The 18,796-nt window shown below is 62.8% G+C and carries 17 protein-coding genes and 1 tRNA gene; 5 read left to right on the top strand and 13 right to left on the bottom strand.

Going from position 1 to position 18,796, the window contains the following annotated elements:
• Nucleotides 1–140: 140 nt before the first annotated feature.
• The 6 genes from thrB to argS form a co-directional block, all read right to left on the bottom strand.
• A complete protein-coding gene (gene thrB / locus H4V99_RS05950) occupies nucleotides 141–1,088 on the bottom strand; it encodes a homoserine kinase (RefSeq protein WP_280676380.1) in 948 nt (315 codons plus the stop codon).
• Entirely contained in the window at nucleotides 1,085–2,236 is a 1,152-nt protein-coding gene (thrC, locus tag H4V99_RS05945) for a threonine synthase (protein WP_280676379.1), read from the bottom strand. Before thrC ends, thrB begins: the two co-directional genes overlap by 4 nt.
• Complete coding sequence (locus H4V99_RS05940) at nucleotides 2,236–3,570, bottom strand: homoserine dehydrogenase (protein ID WP_280676377.1); 1,335 nt, start codon at nucleotides 3,568–3,570, stop codon at nucleotides 2,236–2,238. Before H4V99_RS05940 ends, thrC begins: the two co-directional genes overlap by 1 nt.
• Nucleotides 3,567–5,078: a diaminopimelate decarboxylase gene (gene lysA / locus H4V99_RS05935; protein ID WP_280676375.1), complete on the bottom strand. Its 1,512-nt coding sequence runs from the start codon at nucleotides 5,076–5,078 to the stop codon at nucleotides 3,567–3,569. Before lysA ends, H4V99_RS05940 begins: the two co-directional genes overlap by 4 nt.
• Nucleotides 5,079–5,267: 189 nt before the next feature.
• Entirely contained in the window at nucleotides 5,268–6,023 is a 756-nt protein-coding gene (locus tag H4V99_RS05930; RefSeq protein WP_280676373.1) for a DUF2993 domain-containing protein, read from the bottom strand.
• A 2-nt stretch (nucleotides 6,024–6,025) separates the two neighbouring features.
• On the bottom strand, nucleotides 6,026–7,702 hold the full coding sequence (gene argS / locus H4V99_RS05925; RefSeq protein WP_280676371.1) for an arginine--tRNA ligase: 1,677 nt from the start codon (nucleotides 7,700–7,702) through the stop codon (nucleotides 6,026–6,028).
• Nucleotides 7,703–7,744: 42 nt separating this feature from the next.
• Here argS and H4V99_RS05920 point away from each other — a divergent pair, with 42 nt between their 5' ends.
• The 4 genes from H4V99_RS05920 (at nucleotide 7,745) to H4V99_RS05905 (ending at nucleotide 11,246) form a co-directional block, all read left to right on the top strand.
• Entirely contained in the window at nucleotides 7,745–8,383 is a 639-nt protein-coding gene (locus H4V99_RS05920; RefSeq protein ID WP_280676369.1) for an iron ABC transporter ATP-binding protein, read from the top strand.
• Between the two features lie 37 nt (nucleotides 8,384–8,420).
• Nucleotides 8,421–8,492 (top strand) — tRNA-Arg (locus H4V99_RS05915).
• A gap of 371 nt (nucleotides 8,493–8,863) precedes the next feature.
• On the top strand, nucleotides 8,864–10,261 hold the full coding sequence (locus tag H4V99_RS05910) for a S8 family peptidase (RefSeq protein WP_280676367.1): 1,398 nt from the start codon (nucleotides 8,864–8,866) through the stop codon (nucleotides 10,259–10,261).
• A gap of 478 nt (nucleotides 10,262–10,739) precedes the next feature.
• Nucleotides 10,740–11,246, top strand: a complete 507-nt coding sequence (locus H4V99_RS05905) for a hypothetical protein (RefSeq protein WP_280676365.1) — start codon at nucleotides 10,740–10,742, stop codon at nucleotides 11,244–11,246.
• Nucleotides 11,247–11,546: 300 nt separating this feature from the next.
• On the opposite strand, the gene H4V99_RS05900 is transcribed toward H4V99_RS05905, so the two are convergent.
• A complete protein-coding gene (locus H4V99_RS05900) occupies nucleotides 11,547–11,738 on the bottom strand; it encodes a hypothetical protein (RefSeq protein WP_280676363.1) in 192 nt (63 codons plus the stop codon).
• Between the two features lie 522 nt (nucleotides 11,739–12,260).
• Here H4V99_RS05900 and H4V99_RS05895 point away from each other — a divergent pair.
• A complete protein-coding gene (locus H4V99_RS05895; protein WP_280676361.1) occupies nucleotides 12,261–13,685 on the top strand; it encodes an alpha-amylase family protein in 1,425 nt (474 codons plus the stop codon).
• 779 nt (nucleotides 13,686–14,464) lie between these two features.
• Here H4V99_RS05895 and H4V99_RS05890 read toward each other — a convergent pair.
• From H4V99_RS05890 to H4V99_RS05865, 6 genes are all read right to left on the bottom strand, one after another.
• Complete coding sequence (locus tag H4V99_RS05890) at nucleotides 14,465–14,830, bottom strand: VOC family protein (RefSeq protein WP_280676359.1); 366 nt, start codon at nucleotides 14,828–14,830, stop codon at nucleotides 14,465–14,467.
• A 306-nt stretch (nucleotides 14,831–15,136) separates the two neighbouring features.
• Nucleotides 15,137–15,364: a hypothetical protein gene (locus tag H4V99_RS05885; RefSeq protein WP_280676357.1), complete on the bottom strand. Its 228-nt coding sequence runs from the start codon at nucleotides 15,362–15,364 to the stop codon at nucleotides 15,137–15,139.
• 119 nt (nucleotides 15,365–15,483) lie between these two features.
• Nucleotides 15,484–15,951, bottom strand: coding sequence for a prevent-host-death protein (locus H4V99_RS05880; protein WP_280676355.1), 468 nt, complete (start codon nucleotides 15,949–15,951; stop codon nucleotides 15,484–15,486).
• A 258-nt stretch (nucleotides 15,952–16,209) separates the two neighbouring features.
• Complete coding sequence (locus H4V99_RS05875) at nucleotides 16,210–17,124, bottom strand: DUF1524 domain-containing protein (RefSeq protein ID WP_280676353.1); 915 nt, start codon at nucleotides 17,122–17,124, stop codon at nucleotides 16,210–16,212.
• Nucleotides 17,125–17,288: 164 nt separating this feature from the next.
• A complete protein-coding gene (gene heR / locus H4V99_RS05870; protein WP_280676351.1) occupies nucleotides 17,289–18,065 on the bottom strand; it encodes a heliorhodopsin HeR in 777 nt (258 codons plus the stop codon).
• Between the two features lie 233 nt (nucleotides 18,066–18,298).
• Nucleotides 18,299–18,748 (bottom strand): MarR family winged helix-turn-helix transcriptional regulator, encoded by a 450-nt coding sequence (locus H4V99_RS05865; RefSeq protein ID WP_280676349.1) that lies wholly within the window; start codon nucleotides 18,746–18,748, stop codon nucleotides 18,299–18,301.
• Nucleotides 18,749–18,796: the final 48 nt, after the last annotated feature.

The raw sequence follows: 18,796 nt of genomic DNA, 5'->3' as shown, positions 1-18,796 counted from the left end.
AGGGAATGCACCGGAGAAGAGGTCGCGATACTCGCGGTTTCTATCGGGTGCTCTTTAACCCTAGCACTTCTCTAAACGGCGGGTCCACCTCTCACGGCGTCTCGTCACAGCCGTGCCGCAACGAGACGCCCCAGAAGGCGTTACACGATGGCGTCGCTCAGAATCGATGTAACGGTGGCACCCTGAAAATCGACCGCCAGCATGAGTGCGCGCCACGGAGTTTCGGATTCCGTCGCCACCAGCTCGGCCGCAACAAGGCGCTGACCGGGATCATTGGCGAGCACAAGAATGGATGGCCCGGCACCGGACACCACAGCAGCAAAGCCCTGGGCGCGCAGAAGACTGATGAGCCGATTGGTCTCCGGCATTGCTGCCGCGCGGTAGCTCTGGTGCAGTTTGTCTTCAGTGGCGGTGAGCAGGAGCTCGGGACTCTGAATCAGTGCCGCAATCAGCAGAGCAGACCGGGACACGTTGAACACGGCGTCTTCATGGGGAACCGACTCCGGCTGCAGGCTGCGTGCCAGCGCCGTCGACATGACGAACTCCGGAACAAAAACCACCGGCTTTACACCACGATGCACCATGAGTTTCTTGTGCTTGGGGCCGTCGGGGGTCATCCACGCAATTGTCAGACCGCCGAAGAGGGCGGGGGCCACGTTATCCGGGTGCCCCTCCATCTCGGTGGCGAGGGAAAGCAGTGCCTCCGAGTCGATGTCCACGATTCCCTCGAGCAAACCCTTGGCCGCAAGGATTCCGGAGACAATCGCGGCACCGGAAGAACCCAGACCGCGACCGTGCGGAATCACGTTGTGCGCAATCAGGTCGAGACCGGGCATCCGCTGGTGATAGGCGGCAAAGGTGTGTGCAATGGCCTGCACGACGAGGTTGGTCTCGTCGGTGGGCACCTCGCCCTCCCCCACGCCGTGCACCTCAACGGTGACGCCGGGTTCGTCACGAACGCGCACCTCGAGGTGGTCGTACTTGGCCAACGCCATTCCGAGCGTATCGAAACCCGGTCCGAGGTTCGCCGTGGTGGCCGGAACCTGAACCGCTACGGCACGCCCGGCGAGCGAGGGAGTTTCGTTCATGCCGTGCCCAGACCAAGGACGCTGGCGATTTCTGCGGTGTCGACGGGCACAATGGTGGGCGTCACATCGGAGCCGTCGGCGGTGCGCAGTGCCCACTGCGGGTCTTTCAATCCATGACCGGTGACCGTGATCACGATCGTGGAACCGGCCGGAATGAGGCCGGCTTCGTGGCGTTCCAGCAGCCCGGCGACACCAATCGCGGAGGCGGGCTCCACGAAGATGCCGACCTCTGCGGAGAGGAGTCGGTGGGCCAGAAGAATCTTTTCGTCGGTGATGGATCCGAAGTAGCCGTTGCTGTCGGCGCGGGCCGCCAGCGCGAGGTCCCAGGATGCCGGGTTGCCAATGCGAATGGCACTGGCGATGGTGTCGGGCTTGTCTACACGGTGACCCAGCACGATCGGCGCGCTCCCTGCGGCCTGGAAGCCGAACATGCGCGGGAGTTTCGTGGTGGCGCCGCGGGCCACCTCTTCGCTGTAACCGCGGTGGTACGCGGTGTAGTTTCCCGCGTTACCGACCGGAAGGAACTGAAAGTCCGGAGCGTCGCCGAGAGTTTCCACGACCTCAAATGCGGCCGTCTTCTGGCCTTCGATCCGGTCGGGATTCACCGAGTTCACCAGGTGAACGGGGTAGTTTGCCGCCAGGTCACGGGCAATGTCGAGGCAGTCGTCAAAGTTACCCTGCACCTGCAGCAGCTGGGCATTGTGCGCCACGGCCTGGCTGAGCTTACCCATGGCAATCTTGCCTTCGGGAACCAGCACGGCAGCGGTGATTCCGCCGTGGGAGGCGTAGGCCGCCGCAGCAGCGGACGTGTTTCCGGTCGAGGCACAGATAACGGCCTTGGCGCCGTCCTCCATTGCCTTCGAAATGGCCATGGTCATTCCGCGGTCCTTGAATGAACCGGTGGGGTTCGTGCCCTCGAACTTAATCCAGACCTTTGCTCCGGTGCGGGCCGAGAGTGCCGGGGCGGGAATCAGCGGCGTGCCACCCTCACCGAGCGTGATGATGGGCGTGGCGTCGGTGATGTTGAGGCGGTCCGCATATTCGCGCAGCACTCCGCGCCACTGGCGTGATGGGGGTGACGTGACGGCGGCCACAACGGACTCCTCCGAGGTGGACGACTTCAGGCTGGGCTCTCGTACGACGGACATCAGGCTCCTTCAACTCTTAAAACGGATGCGATGGTGGTGACAAATCGGTTGGCCGCCAGATCGCGCACGGTCGCGGCCAGGGCGGCTTCCGTGGCTTCGTGGGTTCCGATCACTAGGGTAGCCGTGGCGGACACGGCCGCACGACTGACGGTTTTGGGTACGGCTGGCGTCATGGATTGTTCCACGAGCGCGAGGGATACATGGTGGTTACTGAAAACGCTGGCAATCTCGGCCAGAACACCGGGCTCATCGGTCACTTCGAGGGTGACCGCGTAGCGGGTGGTGACGCTTCCAATCTCAAAGACGGGCAGTCCCGCGTGACTCGACGCGGCGACTCCCGGTCCACCGGCCACGTGGCGACGGGCAAGCGACACCAGATCGCCCAGCACGGCCGATGCCGTTTCCACTCCCCCGGCACCAGCGCCGTAAAACATCAAGCTGCCGGCCGCTTCGGCTTCCACGAAGACCGCGTTGTTGGCACCGTGAACGGCGGCCAACGGGTGAGTCCTCGGCACCATGGCCGGGTACACCCGCGCCGAGACACCATCCACGCCATGCGCGTCGGTGAATCGTTCGCAGATCGCCAGCAGCTTCACGACGTAACCGGCCTTGCGTGCCGACTCGATCTGGGCGGGGGTCACCGAGGTGATTCCTTCTCGATAAACGGATGCCAGTGGCACGGTCGTGTGAAAAGCCAGACTGGCGAGAATGGCCGCCTTCTGAGCGGCGTCGTACCCGTCAATGTCGGCGGTGGGGTCTGCTTCCGCGTAGCCGAGAGCCGTGGCCGAGGCCAGCGCCTCCTCGAGGGAGTCTCCCTGTTCGTCCATCCGGTCGAGGATGTAGTTCGTGGTGCCGTTGACGATTCCGAGGATCCGCACCACCCGGTCTCCGGCGAGGCTCTCGCGAAGCGGACGCAGAATCGGGATGGCTCCGGCAACGGCGGCTTCGTAGTTGAGCTGGGCACCCACCTGGTCGGCGGCGGCGAAGAGTTCGGCACCGTGCTCGGCCAGTAGCGCCTTGTTCGCCGTCACCACGTCGGCACCCGAGTTGATGGCCAGCAGAATGTAGCTGCGGGCCGGCTCGAGGCCGCCCATGAGTTCAATCACGACGTCGGCGCCGAGAATCAGGGATTCGGCATCCGTTGTGAAGAGTTCCTTGGGCAGATCCACGCTGCGCTCGGCATCAACATCGCGCACGGCGATGCCCACCAGTTCGAGGCTGGCACCCACCCGATTCGCCAGTTCCTCGCTCTGCTCGAGGAGGAGGCGGGCAACCTGGGCGCCCACGGAGCCACCACCAAGAAGTGCAACACGCAGGTTGCGGTATTCGATCATCGGATGGTTCCTTCATCGTTGTCGCTGGTCGGGCTGGTCGGGCTGGTCGGGCCGGAGCCGGTCATGACCGCGCCCAATTCGCTGGTCGAGCTGGTCGAGACCGAATCCAACGTGCTGGTCCGCGTCATCCGTGGTCCGGCGTCGCGGGCCAGCAGGTCGGCAATGGTTTCTCCGCGCACGAGCGTGCGGGCGTTCCCGCCAAGAACGGCCACCACGGGCGGTCGCCCCAGGTAGTTGTAGTTGTTCGCCAGCGACCAGCAGTAGGCACCGGTGGCGGGAATCGCCACCAGGTCTCCGGGGGTCACATCGCCGGGCAGATAGTCGGCGTTGACCACAATGTCGCCGCTTTCGCAGTGCTTACCCGCGAGGCGCACCAAAACCGGGTCGGCCGCCGACACACGGTTGGCGAGGCGAACCGTGTAGTCGGCACCGTAGAGCGCCGGACGGATGTTGTCGCTCATTCCACCGTCGACGCTCACGTACAAGCGGGTGTTGCCCGAGACGTCGACCGGTTTGGTCGTGCCCACCTCATAGAGCGTGGCTCCGGCCGGTCCAATGATCACCCGTCCCGGTTCGAACGCGATAACGGGAACGGGAATGTCCAACTGGGCGCACTCGGCGGCAACAATGTCGGCGAGTGCCACGGCCAGTTCGCCAATGGGGGTCGGGGTGTCGACGCTCGTGTAGGCAATACCAAATCCGCCACCCAGGTTGAGTTCGGGAACGGGGCCACCCTCAAGCAGCGCGGCATGCACGCGCAGCAGACGCGACGCGCTTTCCGCGAAGCCGTCAGCACCGAAGATCTGTGAGCCAATATGACAGTGCAGACCAATGAAGCGCAGTGACGGCTCGGCACGAATCAGGGCGACCAGTCGCGCGGCGTCGTCGAGAACCACACCAAATTTCTGATCCTCGTGCGATGTGGCCAAAAACTCGTGAGTGGATGCGTGCACTCCGCTGTTCACGCGCAGCCGCACGTTCAGCGTGACCCCGTGCCGCGCTGCGGCTGCAGCCACTCGGGCAATCTCGATCTCGCTGTCGATCACAATGGACCCGATGCGCACCCGTGCGGCTTCATCGATCTCGGCGAGTGACTTGTTGTTGCCGTGGTAACCCAGACGTGACGGCTCTGCGCCCGCCGCTAGGGCAACCGCCAGCTCACCGGTCGTGCAGACGTCAATGTTGAGTCCGGCATCGAGCATCCACTGCACGATCTCAATCGAGAGAAAAGACTTGCCGGCGTAATACACGTGTACCTCGGCACCGATGCGGGCAAATTCGGTCTCGAACACGTGGCGGAGCGTTTCGGCGCGACTGCGGGCATCCGCTTCGTCAATGACGTAAAGAGGAGTGCCGAACTCGGCCACGAGGGCGGAGACGGCCACGCCACCAATCTCAAGTTCGCCGAGCGCTGTGCGCCGGGTGGTGGCAGGCCAGAGGCCGGGGGCCAGCGCGTTGGCGTCAGAGGGCAGGGCTAGCCATGCGGGGGCGAGCGGATTCGGTGCCACGAGTGTAAACCTCAGAAGGATCGGGTGCGCGAGCGGTGGTGCACGAGCGCTGATGCACGGACGGGACTGCGCGGGATTGATGACGCTCCGAGCGAGCGAACCCGGATTGGTCCCTGAAGCCGAGCTCGCAACCGCGGGGTGCGGGCGAGCTGGTATGAATTCTAGCGAACCGGGATGTGGGTGCCGAAATCAGCTGGGGCAGCTGCCCAGGGTGGCGAGCGACTGCGTGGTGAGCACCATTGTGCTTGAGTCAAGCGTAATGCGTGCCCGGTCGGGCGTGACGCTCACGCTACTCACGGCGACTTTTGCGGGAAGGTACTTGGCAACGCATACGCTGATCGGGTTTTGGGCGAGAACTGTGGGGAGAATTGCCCCCAGATTAAGTGTGCCGAGGTCGCTGGTGATCTGCGCGTCGGTCGGTGTGAACACCAGCGAATCGGGAGTCGTGGATGGCGTCGCGGTAGCCAGATAGCCGATGGTGAATCCGGCCACGGCAATGTCACCCGTGTAGGTGACCTCGTCGGTGCCGAGCTCCAGTTGAGTTTCCGCCGGCGTTCCTGCCGCGTGGGCGAGGGTGTTGAGCGACTCGGACGTGAGGTCGAGGGTCGCCTGCACCTCACCAATGGTGCCGCCCAGTTTGGGCTGCACATCGGTAGCAACGATATGAGCGGATGCCGGCACGCCGTCCACGGTGAGCTGCGGCGCCTTGAGCTGAACCTCATCAAAACTGCCGGTCAGGTACTGGGCAATCACCGAGGCGCCCCCGATCGATACGGTCACCTCACCTGTGACCGACGCGGGGAGGGCCGCTCGAATCTGGTTCTCAGCCTGACTCTGGGCAAACGCACGCAGCCCGGAATCGAGCAGAAAAAACGCCCCGACCAGAAGCGCCACCAGCACGCCGAGCATGATGAGGCAGCCGGGACGACGGCGTCTTTCGGCCATGGTTACATCTTTTCCGGAGCAGTCACGCCGAGGAGGCCAAGACCGTTGCGAATGACCTGGCCTGTGGCGTCGTTCAGCCAGAGGCGGGTGCGGTGCACGTCGGTGACGGGTTCCTCACCGAGCGGAATCACGCGACAGTTGTCGTACCAGCGGTGGTAATAACCGGCGACCTCTTCGATGTATCGGGCCACGCGATGCGGTTCGCGAAGTTCTGCGGCTTGGGCCACAACGCGCGGGAACTCCTGCAGCACACCGAGCAGGGCTGATTCGCTGTCGTGGGTGAGCAGTTCCGGGGCAAAGATGCTGCGGTCCACGCCGGACGCGGCCGCGTTGCGGGCGACCGAGCACGTGCGGGCGTGAGCGTACTGCACGTAAAACACGGGGTTCTCGTTGGTGCGCTTGCCGAGCAGGTCAAGGTCAATGTCGAGCTGCGAATCGCTCGAGGAGCGCACGAGGGAGTACCGGCCGGCGTCCACGCCCACGGCATCAACGAGGTCGTCGAGGGTCACGATGGTTCCATTCCGCTTGCTCATGCGCACCGGTTCGCCGCCCTTGAGCAGGTTGACCATCTGACCGATCAGAATCTGCAGGTTGACGCCCGGCTCATCGCCGAATGCGGAGACCATCGCCATCATGCGTCCCACATAGCCGTGGTGGTCCGCCCCGAGCATGATGAGGTTCTGGTCGAACCCACGTTCGCGCTTGTCCAGGTAGTAGCCGAGGTCGCCCGAAATATAGGCAGGTTCGCCGTTGGAGCGGATGATGACGCGGTCGCGGTCATCGCCGAACGTGGTGGTGCGCAACCAAATGGCGCCATCCGCTTCGAAGATGTGGCCCTGTTCGCGCAGGCGGGCAATCGCGCGATCCACGGCGCCGGACTCGTGCAGGGAATCTTCGTGGAAGAACACATCGAAGTCCACGCCGAAGCCGTGCAGCTTGTCTTTGATCTCGGTGAACATGAGGTCGACGCCGACCGAGCGGAAGAGCTCCTGCTGGTCGTCGCGGGCCAGTGTCGCCACGTCGCCGTCGTAGAGTCCCACCACGGTGTTAGCGATGTCACCGATGTACGCTCCGCCGTACCCGTCTTCGGGCGTTGGCTCGCCAAGGTAGCTGGCCAGCACACTGCGAGCGAAGCGGTCGATCTGCGAGCCGTGATCGTTGAAGTAGTACTCACGCGTGACATCTGCTCCCTGCGCCGTGAGCACACGGGCGAGGCTGTCCCCCACGGCGGCCCAGCGCACTCCGCCCATGTGGATGGGGCCGGTGGGGTTCGCCGAAACGAATTCGAGGTTGATCTTGATGCCGTCGTAGATGTGGCCGGTGCCGTAGTCGGGGCCAGCCGCGACAATTTTCTTCGCGAGCGCGCCGGCGGCGGCGGCTTCGAGGCGAATGTTGATGAAGCCGGGTCCGGCCACCTCAACGGATGCGATGTCGTCAAGCTTTTCGAGTCCGGCGGCCAGTTCTGCGGCGATTTCACGCGGCGAGGTCCCGAGGGGCTTGGCAATTTTCAGGGCGATGCTCGAGGCCCAGTCGCCGTGGTCGCGGTTGCGCGGGCGGTCCAGAGTGACGTCAGACACGACGAGGCCAAGGTCTATGGCTGCGTTCTCACCGTCTCGTCGACGTTCACTCGCTTCGCTAATGAGGTCGAAAAGGGTCTGGGAAAGTTCGGCAGGAGTCACACTTTCAATCTTACCGGCCCCTCCTCTTGGTAAGGTCAACGCGTGACTGACTCTCGTGCTACCCCCGTTTCTGTTCGTGCGCGTCGACGTCACGTCGGCGTTACTGTGGCCGGGAGCGTTTTTGCGCTCCTCGTTCTTACCGGATGCTCGCCCGCCGCATCGACGCCGCCCACCGCATCTGCCACCGCTTCGGCGAGCGCATCGGCTGAGCCGAGCGCAACGCCCACACCGACTCCCACGCCAGAGCCCACCGGCACCCCGGTTGCTTTCGTCTGCGACCAGATTCTCACGGCGCAGGACGCGTACGACTTCAATCCGAACTACGGCACCGCTCCCGCCTACGAGCCTGCTGACGGCAGCCTTGCTGCCACAGCCGTGAAGTACAGCGGTGTGGCGTGCGGCTGGTCGAACCAAACGAGCGGCGAGGTCATTGCCGTCTCGGTTGCCCAGCCGGAAGAGCGCCTCAGCACCTCGCTGAAGGATGCAGCCATTGCGGACAGCCAGGTTGTTCCGACCTACAGCACGTCCGCCGACATCGAGGGGTTCTTCACCGTCGTCGACGGTTCCGGTCAGGTGCAGGTCTTTACCAGCACTTACTGGATCACGCTCAGCTCCCCCGCCTTCTTCGAGCCTGGCGATGCCCAGTCGCTCGTGGCAACAGTGCTGAGCAACCTGGGCTAGCCGAGCTCCACAGGGTGCTAACGTTATAAGCACCTTGGCCCCCATAGCTCAGGGGATAGAGCACTGCCCTCCGGAGGCAGGGGCGGCAGTTCGAATCTGCCTGGGGGCACAGAATATAAATACTGTTCATAGGTACGTTCAGAAGCTGACCTTGGCCTCATCAGCGTGGGCCTCGTCACAGTCGTACGCTCCGGCATTGCCGAATCGAATGGTGCTGTAAGCAGCTGCCCCAGGAGCAAGTTGCACCACCTCCGGCAGACCACTGTCTGCCGCGCGCTTCCCTACGACCGCCCCACCCCCCAAAGGCTAAACATTGGGCTGTATCACAACAGCCCGCGAAGCGCAGTCCCCTCATGAGCCGACTTGTGACCATCTGCGGCACGTCATAGCTTTCAATTGGGCCTGTCTTGAACGCTCAATATGGGCAAAGTCACTGGTGACTACTTGGCAATCCACTACCCACAAGGAAAAGGATTTTTCATGCTTAAAAGATTTTCGGAACAAAAGCGTCTCAAGGTCTTCACCGCAGCGGCTGCCTCGTCGGCGATCGTGATCGGCATGACCGGACTGGCCCTGAGCGCGCCCGCTTCGGCCGCTCCCGCCCCACAAGCCAACAGCACTGCTGCTGCCGCAGTCCCCGACGAGCTCGTCGTCGGCTACGTGGCCGGCGCCTCCGCCGATCAGCGCGAGCGTGCTCGCGGCTCCGCCTCGGCACGGTTCGCCGAGCGCATCGTCGTCGCCGCCGCCGAACGCACCGAGGTCGAGCTCGTCCGTCTGCCGCAGGGCAAGAACCTGGACGAGGCGATCGCGCAGCTGAAGAGTGACCCCGCCGTCGCCTACGCCGAGCCGAACTACGTTCTGACCCACCAGGCCACCGCCACCGACCCCATCTTCACCAGCACCAATACCTCCCAGGACCTCTGGGGCATGTACGGCGACGCCTCGACCCCCGCCAACTCCTTCGGCAGCCAGGCCGCCGAGGCCTGGACCGCTGGCCACACGGGGTCGAAGAGCGTCTACGTCGGGATCATCGACGAGGGCATCCAGTACACCCACCCCGAGCTCTCCGGGCAGGTCTGGACCAATCCCTACGACATCGCGGGGGACGGCGTGGACAACGACGGCAACGGCTACGTCGACGACGTCAACGGCTGGGACTTCGCCAATAGCGACAACTCCATCTATGACGGTGGCTCCAGAGGCTCGGCCGACGACCACGGCACGCACGTGTCCGGGACCATCGGCGCCAAGGCCAACAACGGGCAAGGCGTGGCCGGCATGAACTGGGACGTGACCATGATCAGCGGCAAGTTCCTCGGCAGCCGGGGCGGATCCCTGGCCGATGCGGTCAAGTCGGTCGACTATTTCACCGACCTCAAGACCCGCCACGGCCTGAACATCGTGGCGACCAACAATAGCTGGGGCGGCGGCGGCTTCTCCCAGACCCTGCTCGACGCCATCACGCGCGCCAACGCCGCGAACATCCTGTTCGTCGCGGCCGCCGGTAACAGCGGCACGAACAACGACACGACGGCGTCCTACCCGTCCAACTACAACGTCGCCAACGTCATCGCAGTCGCCGCCATCGACCGCACTGGGGCGCTGGCATCCTTCAGCCAGTACGGCGCAACGACCGTCGACCTCGGCGCCCCCGGAGTCGGTGTGTGGTCGACGACCGCCTTCAACACCTACTCGTCCTACAACGGCACCTCAATGGCCACGCCACACGTCACGGGCGCGGCCGCCCTGTACGCTTCCACGCACCCCGGTGCGACAGCGGCGCAGATCAAGAGCGCGATCCTGAGCTCGGTTGTCCCGACGGCCTCCCTCAGCGGCAAGACGGTCACCGGCGGACGGCTCAACGTCAGCGGCTTCTGACCTGAAAGACGGTCAGCGGGTGTGGTCGGGGCGAGAGCCCGGACCACACCCGCTTCTCGTTGCCGAACGCCGTCTCAAAGACTCACCGAAAGATCACGACGCCGCGCTCCAGAAACCCGTTCACGTTGAAAGTCGGCGACAATGTCACCTCTGGCTGGGACTCCGACCCAGCGACCACGTCAAGTGATTGGACCCCAATCGCCTGTTCACTCTCTGTCAGGCTGAGATGAGATACCCCGTTTGTTGAGGGGTGACCCCTTGAGAGGCTGGGGATTCAACATAATCATGTTGAATCCACAAACCCCAGAACCATCGCTAGTCGATGGTGTTGATCCGGCAACGAAGTCGACCAGGCGGTCCTTCACACCGGAGTACCGGGAAGGTATTTTGGTCTACATTGAGGTGGCTCCTCGTAGGGAGAAGTCCGCAGTGCTGCGGCGTAAGGGGATCCATCAGACCCGGGTTGCCGAGTGAGCCAGTGCCCTGCATGCGGCGGCGGCCGGCGGTGAGAGGCGCGACTATTCTCGATGGGGCGTTCACCGCGTTGATCGCCCTGTCAGTCACCGCGGTGATGACGTGCGCGTTGTCCGGCTGGTCCCCGGCCTCCCAATACCGGTCGGCGGATCCGCCGGCACCAAAGACGAACCCGGTGACCCAGGCCGAGCGGGCCAAACCGCCGTCGACGCTGTTTGAGGACGAACGGGCAGGCGTGTTGGCGGTGACCAATTCGGCGCAGTATGCGGATTTGTCGATCTGCCAGATCTGGGCTCGTGAGCCCGACGCGGACCGGGATCACGCGTCAATATCGACCATGTCTCGGATTGCGTGGGCTGCCGGGCAGACCCGCGAACGCAGACGTCTGGCAACGCATCCGGCGAAGGTCAAGGCCGAAATATTGGCCACCGTGCCCTCGCAAGTCTGGTCGTGTTATGCCGACATTGTGATTATGCCGATGTTAGTCTCCGTTGCCAGGTTTCGGGCTTGACGCGTGCCGGGGGCTCGGCCTGAGCACGCCGCTCCCCGGTCTCGCTTGGGTCCCCAACAGTCGATGCATCGTCGCTACCGAGCACAGGTAGGTGCCCTCGTCGAGGAGAATCGCCTGGATCTCTGCCGGAGCCTTGTCCACGAACCGGTCCGACCGCAGCACCTCCACAAGAGCGACACGCTCAGGCTCAGTCAGCGAGCGCGGTTGCTTCACCGGCTCCGGCCGGGGCCGCGGAGAGCGGGGGTGCTGATGGTGGCGTCGATCATTTCTCGGTGCTCGCCACACAGGTCACGCCACGTGTCAACGAAGGAAGAATACAGCTTTTCTCGGCGGCAGCGCGCCGCGGCCGTGCCGATCGAGGCTGTCGTACACGGTGAGAAAGTCGCGCTTGTACTTGGCCGTATAGGTCCACCACCGAGCAGGCTCGGGAACCTGGGAATCGGGAACATCGTCTATCCCTACAGCCCGCCTCGTCAAGATGAGATCTGCCATATTTTCATTCGTCAAGGGGACGTGACCCTTCGATTTCAGTGTCTTGTTCGCGGACCCGAAGAGGCTGCGCATGCCAAAGCATCTCCCGTGTTCAGAAGACTTGAACGCGAATTTCTGGAGGTGCTTCAGCGCCAATCGCGGGCCCTGATTCCGCAGCGCGGGTGCACCAGCATCCTGCTGAATGGTGATGCTGCTGGGGTCTGGAGTTCAAGCCGCTCCCCGTTGGCGCGGTCAGTGGCTAGGTGGGTGCCTGTGCGGAATCGATGAAGCGCTGGAACCCGTCCTTGTCTGGTCGACCTTTCGGCTTCATCGCCTTCGGACTCGTCTTTCGGGCGAGCATTAGGGGGCTGGCGCACAATTCCTCGGCATTCGCTTGCACTATTGCAAACGCTTGCAGTAGCGTCATCCGAGGGTTTAGTACCTCGTTTACCGGGTTCCGCTTCCGCGGCCCGCTCGTACTCGTCCGTTACCAATGAAGCGCGTCGGCGTGGTCTGCTGGCGCGCCCAACAAGGAGTTTCATCGTGCGCAGATCAACCCGCCAGTTGTTTGCAGCTGTGGCCGGCCTGGCCCTCGTCCTGACCCTGAGCCTCGATGTCGGAGTGTCAACGCCCCAAGCGGATGCGAGTCCGCCGGGTGCCAAGGACGTCACGGCGACGCTCTTCGAGTGGTCCTTCGCCTCGGTCGGCCGTGCCTGCACGAATACCCTCGGTCCCAAAGGGTATGGATTCGTCGAGGTCTCGCCTGCTCAGGAGCATATCCAAGGCTCGCAGTGGTGGACCTCCTACCAGCCGGTCAGCTACAAGATCGCCGGGCGACTCGGCAATGAGGCCGCCTTTTCGAGCATGGTCAGCACCTGCCACACCGCCGGTGTCAAGGTCGTCGCCGACGCGGTGATTAACCATATGAGTGCGGGTTCTGGCACGGGCACGGGGGGCACCGTCTACAGCAAGTACGACTACCCGGGCTACTACCAGAGCCAGGACTTCCACTCCTGCCGGACCCCGATCACGAACTACAGCGACCGCTACAACGTGCAGAACTGCGAGCTCGTCGGCCTCGCCGATCTCAACACGGCGAGCACCTACGTGCAGTCCACCATCGCGGCGTACCTCAATCACCTCAGCGCCCTCGGCGTCGACGGTTTCCGGATCGACGGCGCAAAGCACATGGCCGCGGCCGACCTCTCCGCCATCAAGGCAAAACTGACCAACCCGAACGTCTACTGGGCGCAGGAGGTCATCGCTGGCGGTAACGAAGCAGTCCAGCCGGGCGAATACACCTTGACCGGCGATGTCGACGAATTTCGTGGGGCGTTCGACCTCAAGCGTATGTTCACCAGCGACAGAATTGCCTACCTGAACACATGGGGCGAGTCCTGGGGCTACCTCGCGAGCAACAAGGCGCGGGTCTTCGTGGACAACTGGGACACCGAGCGCAACGGCTCAACTCTCAGCTACAAGGACGGTAACACTTACACGCTCGCGAACATCTTCATGCTCGCCTGGCCCTACGGCTCGCCTAACGTGTACTCGGGCTATGAATTCAGCAACACGGATGCCGGACCGCCGACTGGCGGCACGGTCAACGCCTGCTACACCGACGGCTGGAAGTGCCAGCACGCCTGGCGCCAGATCGCGAATATGGTCGCCTTCCGCAATACCGTGGCGGGCACACCGGTGACGAACTGGTGGTCTAACGGCAACAACGCAATCGCCTTCGGTCGAGGGAGTGGGGGCTTCGTCGTGATCAACCACGAGGGTGGCGCGATCAGCCAGACGTTCAAAACCTCCTTACCGTCAGGAAGCTACTGTGACGTTCAGCACGGCGACCCGGGTGCGGGCGGCTCCTGCTCGGGCCCAAGCTACTTCGTCGCCGCCGACGGAACCTTCACCGCTACCGTGGGCGCCGGCGACTCGATCGCCCTGCACGCCGGGGCCCGCACGTAAGTGGGTAGCCAACGGCATGGCTAGGGCTTCTGCGGCCTCGATGACTGACCAACACCAATATGCCTTCCATCTCCATATGGAGATCGTGATGTGCGTTGAGAAGAGCGTGTGTCCGACCTCGGTTCCTCTTCGCGTACGTCACCATGCCGCTGTGCCATCGGTGTACGCAGGGACTCGTGCAGTACCACGATCGGTGGAGTGAACCGCATGGCAGGCACAGGACGTGGGCGGATTTACGCTCGGCAGTGGAATCGGACAGCGTTCGTGATGACGGTTTGGGGTGGTTCGTTGGTTATACCCCTGTTGGCCGGTGCCGCCGTCATGCTTACCGGGGGCAAGGCCAGCGGCTGGGCAACACAATGGCGGTCCTTATCGTGCTGTATGCCCCACCGGGGCTCTATTTCAAGATCAGGGACAGACCAAATCCGCGGTCTTAAGCGGCGCCCGGATCGCCGCGAGCCCGCGGCCGGACACGGTGGGACTAATGGTTTGCTGCGGGTCCAGTCGTGGCGCTCTGTCGTGGTCGCAGGAACCGTGGGTCATGTCCATAGCGATCTGAGCGTTGACGGTCGAGACGCTAAGCTCAGCCACGGCTGGCGCCGCTCCAATCACGGGTTGACCAAGCAGGCCGCCGACGAGTCGATAGGCAGCGGAGTCTCGTCTTGCGTTGATGCGCCCGCGACAGTCGACCTGCACAGTTTGTGGCTTGCCCAGTCGTGGGCGCGGCAGACGTCGATTTCACTCGAGGATCCTCGACAGGGCCAGCAAGAAAGTGCGGATCAGTCGTTCGGCCGAATCAGGCAGAACGGATGTCCCGCGGGATCGAGAAATACTCGGAACGCATCAGTTGTCGACCCTGTGGACCGTGCTCCGATCGCGATCGCCGCCCGCTCGCCTTCGTCGAGATCATCGACCCTCACGTCGATGTGCGACTGCTGCGGATGCTCCTGCCCTGGACACTCAGGCGCAGAATAGTTCTCGACCTGCTGAAACGCGATGATGGGGCGGTCGTCCGGTCCAGACATGATCTCCGCCCAACTCGGATCATCCGCTACTTTGCGCCAACCGAGCAACTCGGCGTAGAAGTCTGCAAGCCGACCAGGCTCGGGGCAGTCGATCACGAGGACATCGAAGGTGCCTATCATTCGACCCCTATAGGACCGCCATCGCGATCGGTAAAGTATCCGCCCTCTCCGCGGACGCGCGTTTCATCGTTCGCTAGCACTCTCACACTCCCACCGTCGTGCAAGTAACACCGGCGGGGCGGGGCCCGGGGCCGTTGATGATGACGGGTTCAACGCGTGGCACCAGGAGTCGGCGCGGGCCGGATACTCAACCTGGGGCGCGAACTTGAGCCCCTGGAGCCGTCAAGTGACAGTTGTGGAGTATTCGGGGAAACTTGAACTTGTCACTCATCACGGGGGCAGCCAAGGGCAGGGTTCGTTGCTACATCACGTCTTCGTCGCGTTCGGATGATGGGTATGGACCTGTTCTAGGAATACATCCTGCCCGTCCACGTAGAACCATATTCGGGCGTCGCCGTGGGCCGTGGGTTTGTGCTGCCAGCGCTCAAGGTTCTTGCCGTCTCGCTGGACGAATCCCAATTCTCCGCGGAGCGGGTAGTTGGTTGCGGTGCGCTCGGTGGGCGTCTTCGTGAGGAAGTCCCATGAGTCTGCCATCGGGTTTCGGATCGTCGCAGCCAAGTCGCGCCATCCTTTTCGCGCACCGACCGACGCGAACCGAATGGTGTACTCAGTCTTCTTCGTGGGCCTGGCAACGAAGTCGTCTTTACCCACCGCTAGGGACGCTCAACCAGTTCAGGGGTATCGAGCCACTGGAGACCCTCGACTGGGTGGCTGGCCAGTCCAGCAGCGATCGCGGTTGCCGTCTCGCGCCACGAGGTGAGTTCGGCGATCGCGAGGTGCGCCTCGCCGGTGGCGAACGACGCTCGTGCAGAATTGACGAGATCTTGCGCGCACTGCGCCTGATCCCCCGGCGACAACGCCAGCATCCACTGGAACCTCTCAGCCATTCTCGATGCGAGAGCACCCTCGTCATCGAGTGTGACTGTGATGAGGTCTGCTGCGAATTGCAGAAGCACCGCTCGAGCATCGGCTTCGCGCTGCGACATCAGCACCAGGGGTTCCCCATCCCGCCGAGTAATCTGCACAGCGTGATCTTCGGCCTCCGCGAACACGTCGGCCGAGTGCTTGCTCAGGTCTGATGAGCGCCGAGTCGTGGTGCGAGCATTGCTGATCAAAGTCATGTGATCATCGTATTCGGAATGCATTCGGAAGTCGAGAGGCTTAAGACTCCGTGGGTCCGTCATGACGCAGCATTGGGTGGAATCTCTGATCAAGGTCCGACTACCGGCACCGGCGGCAAACGCCTCCGGAATACGCCATTTCCTAAAACGCGGCCCACCACGAGTGCCAGCGCCGCGGCATGAGCCAGGCCGATCTCGCCGCCCGCACAAGCCAGTGTCTGATGGCCGTCAGAAGAGCTTAAGTCGCAGCGGCACGTTTTAGGTATCGCAGCCGATTCCATCGTTGTCGCGATCAAGTGCGCTGCTGTAGCCGGGATCCCCCGCGTAGAGCGGAGCAGCTCCCGCAGCTCGCACCGCGTCGCAATTCGCATACGACACCTCAACTGATACAGCCACCGGATCGGGTGCGAACGAGGAGGTTACGGCCGGCTCTCCCGGACAACCACTGAGGATACCGGTCATCGCAGTGTGCTCAGCCCGGGTAACCCACAGACCATAGGTGGCCTTCACGGATACCTGACGCGCGACATAGCCGCAGCGGAATGCCTTGTTCGACGGCAACCAGGTTGCGGTATCGCCATCGCCTTTCTGCGCATTCGAGCGACCATCCACGGCCAGGAGATTAATGGGATCGTTGGCCAGAGACATCCGCTGCGCCTGTGTGAGCTGTTGAGCACCCGTTTGCCACGCGTTCGAGAGCGCCACTACGTGGTCGATCTGCACGTGAGCAGATGTCTCCTCACCTCGAACGAAGTCGATGGAGGCAGCCGTGAAGGGCGAGACAAGGGTGCCGGTCATCACTCGACAGGTTCCCGAACGAGTGGTTGAAGTGAGGTCCCGGGCGAGGATGTCGTTACGGGTGTCGCATCCGTTTCGATCAACGTCCAGCCAGGCAGAGCCGAACATGCCGGTGCGGTCGTAACCCGTGCGTGCAGCCTTGCCCTTCACCGGAATGGTGGACAGGAGCGCCAGGGCTGTGGTGTCGGTCGCGGTGGATGTTGCGGGGCCACCCGGTGACCCTTCGGAAAATCCTGGTTCTGGCGTTGCCGTGGCCGCTGCCGGAGCCTCCGGAGCTGCAGGTGAAAACCCTCCGGCAACTGCGAACACAAGGGCGATGACAGCGACGATGGCTCCGATGACCCAGGTGCTGCGAGTGGGCCTGAACCACACCATTCTCGCCCGACGTGTCGTACCGATGTGATCCCCCGTTGCGCCGAACAGCAATGCACTGCACTCAGGTTCGAGCGCAGGCGTTCTGTTCTGACGGTACTGCAGACCGGAACCTGTTCGTGGCTATACCTGCCAGAAGCGGTGATTCCGGTCTGCGACCACAGCGTTTATGAGACGAGCGACACCGCGAAGATGTTCCAGGCCAGCAGAGACTTTGCGGCCAAGCTGAGCACCAGGTAGGTCTTCTCACCGAAGGCATAATCCGCCCACCGGCCAATTCCCCGGTACTGAAGCCACTGGTTGAGACCGAAGCAGAAGAAGAAGATTCCCTGAACAATCAGGATGACGAAGATGTATCTCGGCGCATCGCTGTACAGGGGAATGTTGATGAACATCGCGATCCACGGTGTAATACCCACGAGCGCGCCGAACCAGAAGGGGATCATGCTGGTTGACGTACGGCCTGGAGGGTTCATTCGTTCCTGCAGGTAGCCGAAACAGATCATGGCGATGTTGGCACCGGCAACGACAATGAGGGCGTTAATCGAGACGACACCCCAGTACACCGCAATGACAATGACCATGAGAGTGGCGCTGACGGAGTATTCGGCCCATCGGAAGCGGTTGATTCCGCGCTTGAGGTCACGTTCGTAGATTCCGCGCCCGATCGTGGCCGTCAGGAGGTGATCTAAGCCGGCAAGAGCAAGGAAGGCAGCAACGACATACCCGATGGTCAGGTTGAAGAGGGTCGCGGTGACAAGCCCGGCTCCTTCACCAGATCCTGGAGGGCCGTCGATGTACGAGGTCAACACCGGAATCGCGAAGTCGGTCGTCAGCACGAGTATCGCTACGGCCTGGCCCAGGTGCAGAGCAGCAAGGCCACCGTTCCAGCGACGAAGGTTCTTCAGCCGCTGAGGGGTCACCCCCACCGCAGTGGCAGGCATGGTCAAATTTTCAGTCATGGTGTCCCTCAGCAGAGTCGTGGCAGTGGTCGGTGGTTCAACGAACGGCCACCACATCATTCCCAGACGAAACTGATTCAGCGTGAGCGGCCGTGATCAAAAGAATAACAGGAGATTGTAAATATTATTAGCAATTGAGTAAGTTTCTTCCTGAAATCCCCACACGACGAAACGCGAAGACGCGCAGCCGAGTTCCCTCACGGAGTCTGTTCGGACTACAGCTTCGCTTCGCGCAGCGCATCCTCATACAGGCCAACAAGACTGTGCAGAAATCCTGCAACCGTCGATTGCTCGGCGGGGGTCAGCGCTGCCGCGCGCTGGTCGATACCCACCATTACCGGATTGGCGGTCTTATACGCCGTCACGAGAGATGCCGGCGCTGGCACAACAACCACCTTGCGCCGGTCGCTCGGGTGCGGTTGCCGGGAGATGTGTCCAGCGTTCTCAAGCCGATTCAGCACCAGCGATGTCGCCGCAGTCGATCTTTCCAGATTGGCCGCGATTGCTGTGGGAGTGTCCGACCCGGCACCGGCCAGGTGAATCATGGCGGTCAGCCCGGCAGAATCGACTCCCAACTCTTCCTGAACGTGTCGACGGAACCTCAGCTGCCGATCAAGGAGCTGCATGAGAGAGTCACGGATCCCTGCGTCATCACTTTCAGCCATATATCTAACTTTAGAGCACGCGCTGTCAGGAGCGAAAGTGATAAAGGA

This window comes from Cryobacterium sp. CG_9.6, from assembly GCF_029893365.1.
Lineage (GTDB): Bacteria > Actinomycetota > Actinomycetes > Actinomycetales > Microbacteriaceae > Cryobacterium.
The sequence above is the reverse complement of the archived record's forward strand: the minus strand, read 5'-3'. Positions and strand labels throughout refer to the sequence as shown.

Bases quoted from the DNA above. Each gene is read 5' to 3' on its own strand.
- thrB (WP_280676380.1), bottom strand. From the start codon at position 1,088: ATGAACGAAACTCCCTCGCTCGCCGGGCGTGCCGTAGCGGTTCAGGTT.
- thrC (WP_280676379.1), bottom strand. From the start codon at position 2,236: ATGTCCGTCGTACGAGAGCCCAGCCTGAAGTCGTCCACCTCGGAGGAG.
- H4V99_RS05940 (WP_280676377.1), bottom strand. From the start codon at position 3,570: ATGATCGAATACCGCAACCTGCGTGTTGCACTTCTTGGTGGTGGCTCC.
- H4V99_RS05930 (WP_280676373.1), bottom strand. From the start codon at position 6,023: ATGGCCGAAAGACGCCGTCGTCCCGGCTGCCTCATCATGCTCGGCGTG.
- H4V99_RS05910 (WP_280676367.1), top strand. From the start codon at position 8,864: ATGCTTAAAAGATTTTCGGAACAAAAGCGTCTCAAGGTCTTCACCGCA.
- H4V99_RS05900 (WP_280676363.1), bottom strand. From the start codon at position 11,738: ATGGCAGATCTCATCTTGACGAGGCGGGCTGTAGGGATAGACGATGTT.
- H4V99_RS05890 (WP_280676359.1), bottom strand. From the start codon at position 14,830: ATGATAGGCACCTTCGATGTCCTCGTGATCGACTGCCCCGAGCCTGGT.
- H4V99_RS05885 (WP_280676357.1), bottom strand. From the start codon at position 15,364: ATGGCAGACTCATGGGACTTCCTCACGAAGACGCCCACCGAGCGCACC.
- H4V99_RS05880 (WP_280676355.1), bottom strand. From the start codon at position 15,951: ATGACTTTGATCAGCAATGCTCGCACCACGACTCGGCGCTCATCAGAC.
- H4V99_RS05875 (WP_280676353.1), bottom strand. From the start codon at position 17,124: ATGGTGTGGTTCAGGCCCACTCGCAGCACCTGGGTCATCGGAGCCATC.
- heR (WP_280676351.1), bottom strand. From the start codon at position 18,065: ATGCCTGCCACTGCGGTGGGGGTGACCCCTCAGCGGCTGAAGAACCTT.
- H4V99_RS05865 (WP_280676349.1), bottom strand. From the start codon at position 18,748: ATGGCTGAAAGTGATGACGCAGGGATCCGTGACTCTCTCATGCAGCTC.